General features: G+C 70.9%; 8 protein-coding genes and 1 pseudogene. 7 read left to right on the top strand and 2 right to left on the bottom strand.

Features of this window, described 5'->3' with window-relative positions; translation table 11 throughout:
• Positions 1-125: 125 nt before the first annotated feature.
• Positions 126-608 (bottom strand): methylmalonyl-CoA epimerase, encoded by a 483-nt coding sequence (gene mce, locus ACQ0O7_RS39665; protein WP_430790605.1) that lies wholly within the window; start codon positions 606-608, stop codon positions 126-128.
• 83 nt (positions 609-691) lie between these two features.
• On the opposite strand from mce, the gene ACQ0O7_RS39660 reads away from it, so the two are divergent.
• The 6 genes and pseudogenes from ACQ0O7_RS39660 to ACQ0O7_RS39635 all read left to right on the top strand — a co-directional run bounded on the left by ACQ0O7_RS39660 (position 692) and on the right by ACQ0O7_RS39635 (position 8,215).
• Positions 692-1,888, top strand: a complete 1,197-nt coding sequence (locus tag ACQ0O7_RS39660; protein ID WP_430790603.1) for an acetyl-CoA C-acetyltransferase — start codon at positions 692-694, stop codon at positions 1,886-1,888.
• On the top strand, positions 1,888-2,847 hold the full coding sequence (gene meaB / locus ACQ0O7_RS39655; RefSeq protein WP_430790645.1) for a methylmalonyl Co-A mutase-associated GTPase MeaB: 960 nt from the start codon (positions 1,888-1,890) through the stop codon (positions 2,845-2,847). Before ACQ0O7_RS39660 ends, meaB begins: the two co-directional genes overlap by 1 nt.
• A 132-nt stretch (positions 2,848-2,979) precedes the next feature.
• Positions 2,980-4,653 carry an acyl-CoA mutase large subunit family protein gene (locus tag ACQ0O7_RS39650; RefSeq protein ID WP_430790601.1) on the top strand — a complete coding sequence of 558 codons (1,674 nt, stop codon included), beginning with the start codon at positions 2,980-2,982 and terminating at the stop codon, positions 4,651-4,653.
• Between the two features lie 75 nt (positions 4,654-4,728).
• Positions 4,729-5,679, top strand: coding sequence for a tetratricopeptide repeat protein (locus ACQ0O7_RS39645; RefSeq protein WP_430790599.1), 951 nt, complete (start codon positions 4,729-4,731; stop codon positions 5,677-5,679).
• Between the two features lie 25 nt (positions 5,680-5,704).
• Positions 5,705-6,734, top strand: a pseudogene (locus ACQ0O7_RS39640) (arginase family protein); the annotation flags it as partial.
• Positions 6,735-7,468: 734 nt separating this feature from the next.
• Entirely contained in the window at positions 7,469-8,215 is a 747-nt protein-coding gene (locus tag ACQ0O7_RS39635) for a hypothetical protein (protein ID WP_430790597.1), read from the top strand.
• A gap of 567 nt (positions 8,216-8,782) precedes the next feature.
• Here ACQ0O7_RS39635 and ACQ0O7_RS39630 read toward each other — a convergent pair.
• Positions 8,783-10,687, bottom strand: a complete 1,905-nt coding sequence (locus tag ACQ0O7_RS39630; RefSeq protein WP_430790595.1) for a penicillin-binding transpeptidase domain-containing protein — start codon at positions 10,685-10,687, stop codon at positions 8,783-8,785.
• Between the two features lie 200 nt (positions 10,688-10,887).
• Between ACQ0O7_RS39630 and ACQ0O7_RS39625 the strand changes: the two genes are divergently transcribed.
• Complete coding sequence (locus ACQ0O7_RS39625) at positions 10,888-15,798, top strand: NAD-glutamate dehydrogenase (RefSeq protein WP_430790593.1); 4,911 nt, start codon at positions 10,888-10,890, stop codon at positions 15,796-15,798.
• The last annotated feature ends 142 nt before the right edge of the window (positions 15,799-15,940 follow it).

Raw genomic sequence — 15,940 nt, 5'->3', positions numbered from 1 at the left:
CCGCCGTCGTCCCGCCGCCACCTGGCCACTCGGGGCTTCGGGTGACGCCGGGGCCGCAGCCGGCCTCGTCGGCCCCGCTCAATGGGCACGATCCTGCCAGGCGTGCGGTCCCGCGTCAGGTCGATTCACCCGGCCGGGGTACCCCCGGGGGCGGGCTCGACCAGCTCCACCAGCACGCCCCCGGCGTCCTTGGGATGCACGAAGTTGATGCGCGAGCCGGCCGTGCCGTTCCTCGGCTCGTCGTACAGCAGGCGCAGACCCCTGGCGCGCAGCGCGCCGGCGGCCGCCTCGACGTCGGTCACCGTGTACGCCAGCTGCTGCAGACCCGGGCCGCTGCGGTCGAGGAACTTGGCGATGGTGGAGTCCGGCCGGGCCGGGGCGAGCAGTTGCAGGCGGGGCCCGGCGCCGTCGCCGACCGCCAGCATCGCCTCACGGACCCCCTGTTCCTCGTTCGTCTCCTGGTGCACGCACCGCATGCCGAAGGTGTCCGCGTAGAAGGCGATCGCCTCGTCCAGGTCCGGCACGGCGATCCCGACGTGGTCGATGCGGAGAAGACCGGGAAATGTGACATTCTCGGGCCGTTCAGCACTCGGTGTCTGGTCAGTCATACGGATAGTCTCGGACCTGACCCATCGTTAAGGCCACCCCGGTTCGTCCCCCTGACCGGGTCGTCGCAGATCGGATCGTGACCGTGACCAGCTCCGTCATCGTCAGTGGCGCCCGGACCCCGATGGGGCGCCTCCTCGGCAACCTCAGCCACCTGCCCGCCACCGCGCTCGGCGGGCATGCGATCGCCGCCGCCCTCAGCCGGGCCGGCGTGCGCCCCGACCAGGTGCAGTACGTGATCATGGGTCAGGTGCTGCAGGCCGGCTGCGGGCAGATCCCGGCCCGGCAGGCCGCCGTCGCCGCCGGCATCCCGATGTCCGTCCCGGCTCTCACCGTCAACAAGGTCTGCCTCTCCGGCATCGACGCGATCGCCCTCGCCGACCAGCTGATCCGGGCCGGCGAGTTCGACATCGTGGTGGCCGGCGGGATGGAGTCGATGACCAATGCGCCGCACCTGCTGACCGATCAGCGCCAGGGCCGTAAGTTCGGGGATGTGCTGGTGCGTGACCACACCTCGTTCGACGGCCTGATGGACCCCTGGGCCGGCATCTCGATGGGTGAGTCCACCGAGGCCAGTGGGGCCGGGCTGGGCATCACCCGCCGGCGGCAGGACGAGTTCGCCGCCCGCAGCCACCAGCGGGCCGCCGCCGCGCAGCGCGAGGGCCGGTTCGCCGAGGAGATCGTCGCGGTCCCGGCCGGTGGCCGGGAGGGCTGCGGGATCGACGGCGACGAGGGCGTGCGCCCCGGCGCCACCGCGGACTCGCTCGCCGGGCTGCGGCCGGCCTTCACCCCGGACGGCACGATCACCGCGGCCACCTCCTCGCCGATCTCCGACGGCGCGGCCGCGGTGGTGGTGATGAGCCGGGCGAAAGCCGAGGAGTTGGGCCTGACCTGGCTCGCCGAGATCGTCGCGCACGGCAATGTGGCCGGACCGGACAGCTCGTTGCAGTCCCAGCCGGCCAACGCGATCAGACACGCGCTGGACAAGGCCGGCCTCACCGCCGGCGACCTCGACCTGGTCGAGATCAACGAGGCCTTCGCCCAGGTGGTCATCCAGTCCACCAGCGAGCTCAAGGTGGACGAGGAGATCGTCAACGTGAACGGGGGCGCCATCGCCCTGGGGCACCCGATCGGCATGTCCGGCGCCCGGCTGGTGCTCACCCTGGCCCTGGAGCTGCGGCGGCGTGGCGGTGGGCTCGGGGCGGCCGGGCTCTGCGGTGGCGGTGGCCAGGGCGACGCGCTGATCATCAAGGCGCCGGCCGCGGGGGTTCCGGCCGCGTGATCCCACGGCGGCCGCGTGACGTGCCCTCCCTGGTCGCCAAGGCGCGGGAGGGCGACGCGCGGTCCGTCGCCCGGCTGATCAGCCTGGTCGAGGACGAGGACCCGGCACTGCCCGAGGTGGCCGCCGCGATGGCCCCGTGCGCCGGGCGGGCCCAGGTCGTCGGCCTCACCGGCGCGCCCGGGGTGGGCAAGTCCACCACGACCAACGAGCTGGTCCGCGCGCTGCGTGAGGCCGGTCACCGGATCGGGGTGCTGGCCGTCGACCCGTCCAGCCCGTTCACCGGCGGGGCCATCCTCGGCGACCGGATCCGGATGCAGGACCACACCGGCGACCCGGGTGTCTACATCCGCTCGATGTCCAGCCGGGGGCGGCTCGGCGGCCTGTCCGCGGCCACCCCGGCGGCGGTCCGGGTGCTGGAGGGCGCGGGCTGCGACGTGATCCTGGTCGAGACGGTCGGTGTCGGGCAGGCCGAGGTGGAGATCGCCTCGCTGGCCGACACCACCCTGGTGCTGCTCGCCCCCGGCATGGGGGACGCGATCCAGGCGGTCAAGGCCGGGGTGCTGGAGGTCGCCGACGTCTTCGTGATCAACAAGGCGGACCGGCCCGGCGCCGACGCCACCTACCGGGACATCCAGGGCATGCTGGCGCTCGGTGAGCGCGGCCCCGGGCAGTGGCGCCCGCAGGTGGTGCGCGCCGTCGCGGTCCGGAGCGAGGGCGTCGACGACATGGTGGCCGCGATCGGCAAACACCGGGAGTGGCTGGAGAGCAGCGACAACCTGCGGGTGCGCCGCGAGCAGCGGGCCGCCGCGGAGATCGCGGCGCTGGCGCTGGGCACCCTGCGGGCCCGGATGGGCGATCTGCGGGAGGGCACGGCGCTCCCGGATCTCGCGGCCCGCGTGGCCCGGGGCGAGATCGATCCGTACGCGGCGGCCGGCGAACTGTTGGCCAAGCTGCGGTAGCCCGCTCAGCGGTCGGCGAACCGGGCCGCGATCTCCACGGCACCGCAACGGCGGCCCGCGGGCCTGGATCATCGAGCATCGTCGGTGAGTCGATCCCTTAGCGATCGTTCAGTCCTGCACTACGATGGCGGGATGGATGCTGCCGAGATCCACGCCGGCCGGGAGCGCTGGCAACGACGCTACGACGCGGCCCGCAAACGGGACGCCGACTTCACCACGCTCTCCGGCGCCACCGTCGACCCGGTCTACGGGCCGCCCGAGGGCTCCGACCACCCCGGCTTCGAGCGGATCGGATGGCCCGGCGAGTTCCCGTACACCCGGGGCCTCCATCCCACCGGCTACCGCGGGCGGACCTGGACCATCCGGCAGTTCGCCGGCTTCGGCAACGCCCGGCAGACCAACGAGCGCTACCGGATGATCCTGGCCGCCGGCGGCGGTGGCCTCAGCGTCGCCTTCGACATGCCCACCCTGATGGGGCGCGACTCCGACGAGCCCGAGTCACTCGGCGAGGTCGGCCACTGCGGCGTCGCCATCGACTCGGCCGCCGACATGGACGTCCTCTTCGACGGCATCCCGCTGCAGGACGTCACCACCAGCATGACCATCTCCGGCCCGGCCGTGCCGGTCTTCTGCATGTACCTGGTGGCCGCCGAACGGCAGGGCGCCGACCTGTCGAAGCTCGACGGCACCCTGCAGACCGACATCTTCAAGGAGTACATCGCCCAGAAGGAGTGGCTCTTCGCGCCCGAGCCGCACCTGCGCCTGATCGGCGACCTGATGGAGTACTGCGCGGCCGAGATCCCCCGCTACAAACCACTCTCGGTCAGCGGCTACCACATCCGCGAAGCCGGCTCGACCGCCGCGCAGGAGCTGGCGTACACGCTGGCCGACGGTTTCGGATACGTCGAACTCGGCCTCTCCCGCGGCCTCGACGTGAACACCTTCGCCCCCGGCCTCAGCTTCTTCTTCGACGCGCACGTCGACTTCTTCGAAGAGATCGCCAAATTCCGCGCCGCGCGCCGGATCTGGGCCCGGCACCTGCGCGACGACTACGGCGCCACCAGCGAGAAAGCACTGTGGCTCAAATTCCACACCCAGACCGCCGGGGTGTCACTCACCGCCCAGCAGCCGGTCAACAACGTGGTCCGCACCGCCGTCGAAGCCCTCGCCGCCATCCTCGGCGGCACCAACTCGCTGCACACCAACGCCCTCGACGAGACCCTCGCCCTCCCCACCGACGAATCCGCCGAGATCGCGCTGCGCACCCAGCAGGTGCTGATGGAGGAGACCGGGGTGGTCAACGTGGCCGACCCGCTCGGCGGATCCTGGTACGTGGAGGCGCTCACCGACCGGATCGAGGCCGAAGCCGAGGAGATCTTCACCCGGATCCGTGAACTCGGCCACGACGGCACCGTCACCAGCGGCATCCTGCGCGGCATCGAGGACGGCTGGTTCACCACACACATCGCCGAGGCGGCTTTCGCGTACCAGCAAGCCCTCGAAGCCGGCGCCAAGCGGGTGGTCGGGGTCAACGCCCACACCGGCACCGTCGCGAAGGAACTGGAGATCCTTCGTGTGTCGCATGAGGTCGAGGAGGTCCAGCGGCGCGAGCTGGGCGCCCGCAAGACCAACCGCGACGGGGTACGCGTGAAGAGCGCTCTGGAGAAGATGGTCACCGCCGCCCGCACCGGGCAGAACATGATCCCCGCGATGCTCGACGCCGCACGGGCCGAAGCGACCCTCGGAGAGATCTGCGGTGTGCTCAAATCGGAGTGGGGAATCTATCGCGAGCCGCCCCGGTTCTGATCAGGTTGTGACGTCCGATATCGGCGGGCTGGTGGCGACGCGAACAGCCGTGACAGCGTGCGAGACTAGGTAACCATGAGCGACCCACGGACCACTCCGTCGATCTTCACCCGCGGCGCGGTCGATCTCAGCGCGCTGCGTCCCGCGCCGCCGGCCCGACCGGCCGCGCCGAGCCGTCCCGCCGCTCCGGCCGGCGCTGCCCCCAGCGGCGCCCCCGACGCCGCCCCCGGTGCCGTGCCCGGGATCCCCGGCGTCGCCGCGGAGACCGTCATCGAGGTCAACGAGGCCGACTTCCAGTCCGTCCTGGAGCGGTCCCTGACCACACCGATCCTGCTGGACTTCTGGGCCGACTGGTGCGAGCCCTGCAAGCAGCTCTCGCCGGTGCTGGAACGCCTCGCCGAGGAGTACGGCGGGTCGTGGATCCTCGGCAAGGTCAATGTGGACGTCAACCCGCGCCTGGCTCAGGTCTTCCGGGTCCAGGGCATCCCGCAGGTCACCGCGGTCATCGGCGGCCAGCCGGTCGAGGGCTTCAGCGGCGTGCTGCCCGAATCCCAGGTCCGGCAGTACATCGACGCCGTCCTCAAAGCCGCCGGAGTCGAGGTCGCCACCCCCGAGGACCCGCGACTCGACGCCGCCGACGACGCCCTGATGACCGGTGACCTGGACGCGGCCGAGGCGGCGTACCGGAAGATCCTCGCCGAGGCGCCCGCCGACGCCGCCGCCGAATCCGGCCTGGCCCAGGTGGAGCTCTACCGGCGGATCGCCGGCGTCGACCCGGCCACCGCCCTCGCCAAGGCCGAGAACGACCCCGCCGACGTGACCGCCCAGCGGCTCGCCGCCGACATCGAGGTGCTCAGCGGGCAGGCCGATCTGGCGTACGCGCGGCTCGTCGCCCTGATCAAGAAGACCAGCGGCGACGACCGGGACGCGGTGCGCAAACACCTGCTGTCGCTGTTCGTCGTGGCCGGCCCCGACGACCCCGCGGTCGCCGGTGCGAGACGCGCCCTGGCCAGCGCGCTCTTCTAGGCTCCGCTTTCGAAAGGGGGGCGTCGTGCGCCGCATCGCCGTACTGGACGCACCGTCCAATCTCGGCCTGCGCCCGCCGACCGCGACGTCGGTGCCGGGCTGCGCCAAGGCACCCGGCGCCCTCCGCGACCAGGGGTTGCTGGCCCGGCTCGGCGCTCGCGACGCGGGCTGCCTCACCCCACCGAGGTACGACCCGGGCGACTGGCGCCCCGGAGACGGTGTCGCCCACGCCCCCGAGATCGCGGCCTACTCCCGGGCGCTCGCCGACCGGATCGGCGCCATCATCGACGGCGGCGAGTTCCCGGTCATCCTCGGCGGTGACTGCTCGATACTGATCGGCGCCGGCGTCGCCATGCACCGCCTCGGCGACGCCGTCGGCGGCCGCATCGGCCTGGTCTTCGTGGACGGGCACTCCGACTTCCGGCACCCCGGCAACGCCTCCTACGTGGGCGCCGCCGCCGGCGAGGACCTCGCCCTGGTCACCGGCCGCGGGCAGGCCGACCTGGCCGCCATCGAATCCCGCCGGCCCTACTTCCGCGACATCGACGTGGTCGTCCTCGGGATCCGTGCCCAGGACGAGTACCGCCTCGACCTCCAGGCCGCCGGCATCATCACCCGGCCGGTCCCCGCACTACGCGCCGAGGGTGCCGCCCGCAGCGCCCAGTGGGCCCGCGACCAGCTCGTCGACTGCGCCGGCTACTGGGTGCACATCGACGTCGACGTCCTCGACCCGGCGGTCATGCCGGCTGTCGACGCGCCCGACCCCGGGGGCATCGCCTTCCCCGAACTCGAACTCCTCCTGGCCGGCCTGGTCGAATCCCCACACTGCCTGGGCGTCGAGATCACCGTCTTCGACCCGGACTACGACCCGGACGGGCGCTACGCCGCCGAGATAACGTCGGCGGTGGTGAGCGGCCTGTCCCCGGTCCGGGCCACCACGCTGCGCCCGGATCTGATCGCCGCCCGCCGCGACCTGGACGGTCAGCCGGCCGCCCGCACCGGCGACCCGTCCCCGGACACCGACGCCATCGGCCTGGTCTCGGGCGGGGTCGGTGGCGGTCCGGTTATGGGCGCGGTCGGTGGCGGCCTGGTCTCGGGCGGGGTCGGTGGCGGTCCGGTTATGGGCGCGGTCGGTGGCGGCCTGGTCTCGGGCGCGGTCGGCGATGGCCCGGTTCCGGGTGTCGAAGGCCCGGCCTTGGATCACGATTCCGCCCCGCCCGACGATTCCGCCCCGCCCGACGAGGGCGACGGCGTGGCGATCCCGGCCGCCGTCGCGACCACCATCTCCACCGCGACCACCTCTGCCGTTGCGGCCACCATTGCCACCGCGGAGTTCTCCCCGGACGATGTTCCGGCTGATGATCTTCCGGGCGATGGCGTTTCGGACGAATCTGTTATTTCAGGACATGCGGAGGCCGATGAAGGGGTCATCGCTTTCAGCAGCGGCGCCGTCGCCGGTGACGTTTCCGGCGATGGCTTCTCCGGCGACGGCGACGTCGATGGCTTCTCCGGCAACGGCAACGGCGACGTTGATGGCTTCTCTGGCTCCGGCGACGGCTACAGCGGCAGCGGCGGCTTCTCCCGTGACGGCGGCAGCGGCGGCTTTTCCGGCGGCGGTGGGGTCTCCGGCGATGATGCCGGGATGGGGGATCCAGGCTTCGCCGACCCGTCCGAGATCGACTCCACTCACCCGTCCGAGATCGGCTCGGCTGGTGATGCCACGGATCCTGATGCCACGGATTCTGACCTGCCCGCGGCTGACGATGACACGGCCGGCGAATCGCTGGCGATGATGGATATCGGCCACCTGAACAACCTCACCAGCGACACGGATTTTGTGCTGGCCGCCGCGTTCGCCACCGAGCCGTCACCGAACGGAATCCGAAACGGCGAGGTCGTCCCGGATGTGGACGGCTCGGGCGAGACCGTGCCCAGGCAAGACGAGTCCGTATCCGGGGAATCCGGTGAGGACAGCAATCCCGAGATCACCGCGGACGCGCCGGACGATGGTCCCGTCGACGACCTGGTTGCCGCAGACGGGGAGGAATCCGTCGAGTCGGTGACCGAATCGGCCGAGCAGAACGACGCCGACCCCGTCGACGCTGAGCCCGTCGATGCTGAGTCCGTCCACACCGAGCCGGGCGACACCGAGCCGGGCGATGTCGAGCCGGGCGATGTCGAGATGGTGGATGAGTCCGGCGGTGTTGAGAAGACAGACGAGCCCGGCGCCGAGGTGGACGACCCGGGTGATGGCGAAAAGGTGGATGAGTCCGCCGGAGTCGAGAAGGCGGATGAGCCTGGCGACGCCGAGGATGTGGTCGAACCGGTGACCGCCCCCGGGCGGGGTGGCAACGAGATCCGGCTGTTGTCGCGGCCTCTCGGTTCCGCGCCGTTGCTCGATTCGGAGCCGCTGCCCGCAACCCGCCCGGGGATGCTGCGTCCTCGTCCGCCGGTCGATCCGCCCGTAGTGGGTGGCTACCAGCCGCCGGCTGCCGGGACCGGACCGGTGGGCGGTTTCCCGCCCGGCGCCGCCTGAGCACCCGAGCCGACCGGTACCCGAGGCGACCGGTACCCGAGCCGACCGGTACCCGAGCCGACCGGTACCCGAGGCGACCGGTACCCGAAGCGACCGGCATCGGGCCGACCGGCATCGGGTGCTGCCGGGAAGCCCGGCGTTGCCTGGACGCTGAAGAGCTTCCGTGGCCGAGGCGATATGCGTGTGCCGATTTGTGGCCGGCTTTCGGACCCTGATGGTTGATTGGTTCGACGGCTGGCCAGGCACGGTCCTCATGACGTTTCCGCTGGTGATCAAGCAACCATGAGGGCCGCTCCGTCCCCGGAACCCCGTGCAAGGCACACGCTGCCCGGCTCGTGCGCAGACGTCCGGCACTCCGCCCCGACCGCGTCACACCCACGCCTGACGGTGTGCACATGCCGGTTCCAGGGCGCCGACGCGAGCACTCGATCCGTCAACGTGGGCACCTGCCCCGGGCCAAGGTCACGCCGGGCCAAGGTCACCCGGGCCCAGGTCACCCCGCGCCCAGCGCCGGGTGTTTCCGGTGAAAGGGGCCGGGTTCGGGTGGGGCCGAACCCGGCGCCGGGGCTACTTGTTCAGGTTGGTCAGGAAGCGTTTCACGATCGGTACGGCCGCCTCGGAGCCCGCGCCGCCCTTCTGCACCATCACCGCGAAGGCCACGTCGTCCTGGTAGCCGATGAACCAGGAGTGGGTGTCCTCCGAACCGGTCTGGAACTCGGCGGTGCCGGTCTTGCCGTACACCGCCTTGCCGGGCGTGCCGCGCAGTGCTGTCGCGGTGCCGCCGGTGACCACCTCGCGCATCATCGAGCGCAGGTCGGTCAGTGCCTCCTTGTCGAGTTCCGGGCCGGCTGCGGGGGCGGCCGGCGCCGGGTCGAGGAGCAGCTTGGGCGGCTGGTACCGGCCCTTGGCGACGGACGCGGTGGCGACGGCCATGGCGAGCGGGCTGACGATGGTGCTGCCCTGGCCGAAGACGGCGGAGGCGAGTTCGGTGGCGGTGCCGCCGTCGGAGACCTGCCCGCTGAACGCGTCGAGTCCGAGGTCCCATTTTGCGCCGACGCCGAGGGCGGTGGACGCCTCCTGGAGGCCCGCGGCGGTGAGTTTGGGCGCGAGGTTGGCGAACGCCGTGTTGCACGATTTGGCGAAGTCGACGTGGAACGGAACCTTGCCGAGCGCCTGGTCGTGCGAGTTCTTGAACTCACGACCGTCCACCGTGACCGTTTTCGGACAGTCGACCACGGTCTTGCCGGTAATGGCGTCGCGGGCGAGCAGTCCGTACGCGGAAATCATCTTCCAGGTGGATCCGGGCGGTACCTGGGCGGTGAACGCGGTGTTCACCCCGCCCGCCTCGGGCCCGTTGGCGGCGGCGAGCACGGAGCCGTCGCTGACCCGGACGGCGACCAGTGAGCTGGGCTGTTTCTCGGCGGCCACGGCGCTGTCGGCGGCGTTCTGGGTCTTGGTGTCCAGGGTCACCTTGATCGGTTTCCCGGCGACCGGTTCGGAGGTGAACAGCGCGGTGTCCTCGGTGTCGCCGTCGGCTGCCTCGCGGGCGATCACCACTTTCAGCCCGGGGGTGCCGCGCAGGGTGGCCTCGTACTTCTGCTGCAGCCCGCCGTGCCCGGTCAGGTCGCCGACGGCGAGCGCGCCGTCGGAGTTGCCGATGTCCTCCTCGGTGGCGGCGTCGACCGTGCCGAGCAGGGCACGGGCGAACTCCCGGGTGGGCGCGAGCTGCCGGGTCTCCTCCCGGAAGACGGTGCCGTCCAGTGGCCGTACGTCCGACCGGATCTTGTCGTAGACGGCCCGGCGCAGGGACACGATGTCGAGGAAGGCGCCCGGGTCGGACTTGCTCACCCGGTCCTTGAGGTCGCCCATGTCGACGTCCACGTCGACTTTCTTGAACGCCGCGGTCAGGTCCTTCTGGAGCTGCGTGACGTCTTTGATCTTCTCCGGGCTGACTCCGATGACCACCACCTTCTGTGGTGAGACCAGGGCGTCGCCGCGGGCGTCGACGATCGCGGCGCGGGTGGCGGCGACCCGGCGCAGCCGTAGTTTCTCGCCGCCGGTCAGGTCGGGCTGGACCAGGGCGGGTTCCCAGACGACCTGCCAGCCGTCGGCGTTCGCCTTGGTGCTGCGTACCGCGCTGGCGTAGCTCCACTCGACGCCGCCGGGCAGGGTCCATTTCACGGTGACCGGGGTGGTGGCGTTGTCGCCGGTCTCGCTGGTGTCGCCGGCGGTGACGGCCAGCGGCTGCCCGGTGAGGTCGCCGTACAGCTCCTTGATCTGGGTGGAGACGTCGGCGGCCGAGATCTTCGAGCCGGCCGCGGTGACGAAGCCGACGGCGTTGAGGTCCCCGCCGCCGGTCCATCCGTCCAGGAAGGCCTGAACGGTGTCGCCGGGGGGTTCGGCGGAGCAGCCGGCCAGTCCTCCCGCGGAGAGAAGGAGCAGGGCGGCCAGGCCGGCCGTGGTGCGGCGCATGGGGGTCCCTTCCATGAACAACGGGGTCGGCTAGGACGCACGGTAATGGGTACATGCCCGTCGTGGGTGGCCCGCAGGGGGTGATACGGCCGGAACCATCGCTGGCACACCGGGGGTGTGAGCGCTGGAGGGGTGGTGGTTCTAGGCTGTGCTCGACACGTTCGAGCCCACAGTGCCGTGGGTGAGGGGAGCGCCGGAGCATGGCTGTCGCCGATGAGGCAGCGACCGATTCTGATCAGACCGCGGTGTTACCGCCAGCGTTGCTGCGGCCCGAGCGGCTCGCCGATGACGGCGAGATCGACGACGAGGTGCCGAACGCGGAGCGACTGGTGGCCCAGGCCGTCGACCGGGCGGGTGACGACCACACGACGGCTTCGCTGGTGGGCCGCTTCTGGCGGTTCGCCCCCGACGAGGAGCTGGTCGGCTACACACCCGACGAGATGTTCACGGCCGCGGTGGAGCACCGTGAGCTGGCCCGGGACCGGCTGCCCGGTGAGCTGAAACTGGCCATCACCGAGCCGTCCGGGCCGCAGGCGCACAGCGTGCTGCGGATCGTCACCGACGACATGCCGTTCCTGGTCGACTCGGTGGTGGCCCTGCTGACCGCGCACAACCTGCAGGTCTACCTGATGGTGCACCCGCTGATCGTGGTGCGCCGCGCGCCGCTGGGCGCGCTCGCCGAGGTCGAGGCCGAGGTGGAGCCGGACGACGCCATCGAGGGCGACCTGGTGGAGAGCTGGATCCGGATCGAGATCGATCCGGTGCGCCGCCCGGAGGCCCGTGAGCAGCTGCTCAACGAGGTGCGGCGGGTGCTCACCGACGTGCGGGACGCGGTGGAGGACTGGCCGCGGATGCGGCAGCGGGCCGTGGACATCGCCGAGGAGCTGGGTGGCAATCCGCTGCCGGTGCCGGACAAGGACGTCACCGACTCGATCGAGTTGCTCCAGTGGCTGGCCGCGGACCACTTCACCTTCCTCGGCTACCGGGAGTACCACCTGGACGAGGAGGGTTTCCTGAGCGCGGTGCCGGGCACCGGGCTGGGCATACTGCGCGGCGCCAGCAAGCCGCGCCGGCTCGCGTCCGAGATGGCCCCCGAGGTGTACGAGCGGGCCATGGAGCAGCGGCTCCTGATGATCACCAAGGCGAACTCGCGGGCCACCGTGCACCGTTCGGCGTACCTCGACTACATCGGCGTGAAGATGTTCGACGACGCCGGCCACGTGGTCGGCGAGCGCCGTTTCCTGGGCCTGTTCTCCAGCTCGGCGTACCGCACCAGCGTCCGTGAGCTGCCGGTGGTGCGCCGCAAGGTGCAGGAGGTGATGGACCGGTCCGGCCTGTCGCCCCGTGGCCACTCCGGCAAGGATCTGCTGCAGATCCTGGAGACGTACCCCCGCGACGAGCTTTTCCAGATCAAGACCGACGACCTGTACGAGGCGGTCATCGGTGTGCTGCGGATGGCCGGCCGCCGGCAGTTGCGCCTCTTCCTGCGCCGGGACGGGTACGGCCGGTTCATCTCCTGCCTGATCTACCTGCCCCGGGACCGTTTCACCACCGGCAACCGGCTGCGCATGCAGGAGATCCTGCTGCGGGAGCTGAACGGGGTGGGCGTCGACTACACCACCCGGGTCACCGAGCGGCTGCTGGCGCGGGTCCACTTCATCGTGCGTACCGACCCGGCCGCCCCGCCCGGTCAGCTCGACCCGAACGTGCTGGCCGAGCTGCTGGCCGACGCGACCCGGATGTGGGACGACGACTTCTCCCTGGTGCTGGAGCGCAAACTCGGCGATGAACCGGCCCGCCGGATGTTCCTGCGCTACTCGTCGGCCTACCCGGAGAGCTACAAGAACACCCATACGCCGTACGAGGGCATGCAGGATCTGGCCAAGCTGGAGCTGCTGGACGAGCCCGGCCAGCTGTCCATGCACCTGTTCCGGCGGCGCCGGGTGGGGCCGGACGGCATGCCCGAGCCGGACGAGCGGGACGTCCGGTTCAAGGTCTACCGGTACGGCGAGCCGATGATGCTGTCCGCCGTGCTGCCGGTGCTGCACTCGCTGGGTGTCCAGGTCACCGACGAGCGGCCGTACGAGATCCGCCGCGACGACGGTGTCATCTACCTGTACGACTTCGGCCTGCTGCCCCCGTCCGGCCATCGTGAGCTGGCCGAGGTGCGCCCGCAGGTGGAAAACGCCTTCGCGGCCGCCTGGCGGGGTGAGGCCGAGGTGGACGGTTTCAACGAGCTGGTGCTGCTGGCCGGCCTGACCTGGCGTCAGGTGGTGGTGCTCCGCGCCTACGCGAAGTATCTGCGGCAGACCGGCAACGTCTTCTCCCAGCGTTATCTGGAGTCGACGTTCACCACCTATCCGGAGATCGCCGGCCTGCTGGTGAGCCTGTTCGAGACCCGGTTCTCGCCGGCGCTGCAGCTGGGCGAGTCGGAGCGGGCCCGGAAGGCGGCCGAGGTCCGGGACCGGATCACCGAGCGGCTCGACCAGGTGGACAGCCTGGATCAGGACCGGATCCTGCGCTCCTACCTGACCCTGATCGAGGCGACGCTGCGGACCAGCTTCTTCCAGCGTGGTCCGGAGGGCCGGCCCAAGTCGTACGTCGCCTTCAAGCTCGATCCGCAGGCGATCCCGGATCTCCCGCAGCCGCGCCCCAAGTTCGAGATCTTCGTCTATTCGCCGCGCTTCGAGGGCGTACACCTGCGGTTCGGTGCCGTGGCCCGGGGGGGTCTGCGCTGGTCGGACCGGCGGGAGGACTTCCGGACCGAGGTGCTCGGCCTGGTCAAGGCGCAGATGGTGAAAAATGCGGTGATCGTGCCGGTGGGCGCCAAGGGCGGCTTCGTGCTGAAGCAGAAGCCGGGCGACCGGGACGAAGCGGTGGAGTGCTACAAGCGTTTCATCACCGCGCTGCTCGACGTCACCGACAACATCCAGAGCGGCAAGATCGTTCCGCCGCCGGAGGTGGTCCGGCACGACGGCGACGACCCGTACCTGGTGGTCGCCGCGGACAAGGGCACCGCCACGTTCAGTGACATCGCCAACCAGATCTCGGTCGGCAAAGAGTTCTGGATGGGTGACGCGTTCGCCAGCGGCGGCTCGGCCGGCTACGACCACAAGAAGATGGGCATCACCGCCCGCGGCGCGTGGGAGTCGGTCAAGAAACACTTCCGGGACCTGGGCGTGGACACCCAGTCCGAGGACTTCACCGTGGTCGGTGTGGGCGACATGTCCGGTGACGTGTTCGGCAACGGCATGCTGTTGTCGGAGCACATCCGGCTGGTGGCCGCCTTCGACCACCGGCACATCTTCCTGGACCCCGACCCCACATCATCGATTTCGTACGCCGAACGCAAGCGCCTGTTCGACCTGCCCCGCTCCTCCTGGGACGACTACGACAAGTCCCTGATCAGCGAGGGTGGTGGCGTCTACCCGCGATCGGCGAAGTCGATTCCGGTCAGCCCGCAGGTCCGGGAACGGCTCGGGCTCGGCGAGGCGCCGGTGATCAGCCCCGGTGACCTGATGCGGGCGATCCTGCGCGCACCGGTCGACCTGTTCTTCAACGGCGGCATCGGCACCTACGTGAAGGCCGGCTCCGAGTCGCACGCCGAGGTCGGTGACAAGGGCAACGACGCGATCCGGGTGAACGGCGCCGACCTGCGGGTCAAGGTGGTCGGTGAGGGCGGCAACCTGGGGCTCACCCAGCGTGGCCGGATCGAGTTCGCCCGCAACGGCGGCCGGGTGTTCACCGACTTCATCGACAACTCGGCCGGGGTGGACTGCTCCGACCACGAGGTCAACATCAAGATCCTGCTGGGTGGGGCGGTCGCCGACGGCGAGATGACCCTGCCGGAGCGGGACGAGCTGCTCGCCGCGATGACCGGCGAGGTCGGCGAGATGGTGTTGCGGGACAACTACGAGCAGGCCATGGCGCTCGGCAACGCCCGGTCGCAGGCGCACTCGCTGCTGCCGGTGCACCGGCGGATGCTGAAGGCCCTGGAGGAGCGCGGCGAACTCAACCGCGAGCTGGAGGCGCTGCCGTCGGACAAGGAGCTCGCGGTCCGGTCCGAGAACGGCGAGGGTCTGACGGCTCCGGAGTTCGCCGTTCTGCTGGCGTACGTCAAGATCAGTTTGGAGCGTGAGGTCCTCGCCGACGTCCTCGTCGACGAATCCTGGACCACCGGCGTCCTCACCCGGTATTTCCCGACGCCGCTGCGCGAGCGCTTCGCCGGCCGGATGGCCGGGCACCGGTTGCGGCGGGAGATCATCTCCACGTCGCTGGTCAACGAGGTGGTCAACCGCGGCGGTACGTCGTTCGTGCACCGCGCCATGGAGGAGAGCGGGGCGTCGGCCGCCGACGTCATCCGCGCCTATGTGGTCATCCGGGACGTCTACGGCCTGGAGGAGGTGTGGGCGGCCGGCGAGGCCCTGGACAACCGGGTGCCGACCACCGCGCAGACCCTGGTCTTCCTGGAGACCCGGCGGCTGCTCGACCGGGCGGTCCGCTGGCTGGTCAGCACCCGGCGGTCGCCGATCGACGTGGCCGGGGAGACCGCCCGGCTCCGGGCCGGCATCTCCGAACTGCTGCCGCGACTGCCCGAGGTGATGGTCGGCGCCGAACAGCGGGCCCTCACCGAACGCGCTCAGGAACTCAGCGAGAAGGGCGTCCCGGAGGACCTGGCCGGCGTGATCAGTCGGGTGTTCTACGGCTTCGGGCTGCTCGACATCCTGGAGACCGCCACCGCCGTCGGCCGGGACGCCGGCGAGGTGGCCCAGGTGTACTTCGTGATGTCCGCCCGGTTCGGTGTCGACGTGCTGCTGTCGCACATCTCCCGGCTGCCGCGCGGCGACCGGTGGCAGACCCTGGCCCGGATGGCTCTGCGGTACGACCTGTACGCCGCGCTGGCCGCCCTCACCGCCGAGGTCCTGCAGTCCACACCGGCGTCGGAGACCGCCGAGGACCGGGTCTCCGAATGGGAGCAGGTCAACGCCGCCTCGATCGCCCGCGCCTCGAACGCGATGGGCGACGTGGCGGACGCGCCGGCCGATCTGGCGGCGCTGTCGGTGCTGCTGAGGCAGATCCGCACCCTGGTCAAGACCTCGTCGGCGGCCTGACCGCGGGGCCGCACCCCGCGTGGTGATTTCCGGTGCGCTCCGCGCCGGAAATCACCACGTGGTCCCCGCTCCAGGTCCGTGTGGTGACTTGCGGTGTGCTCTGCGCCGGAGATCACCACGTGGTCCCCGGTGCAGGTCCGTG

Origin of the sequence: Actinoplanes sp. G11-F43 (genome assembly GCF_050589265.1) — a bacterium.
GTDB lineage: Bacteria > Actinomycetota > Actinomycetes > Mycobacteriales > Micromonosporaceae > Actinoplanes.
Note: the sequence above shows the minus strand (reverse complement) of the source record. Positions and strands in the feature narration are given on the sequence as shown.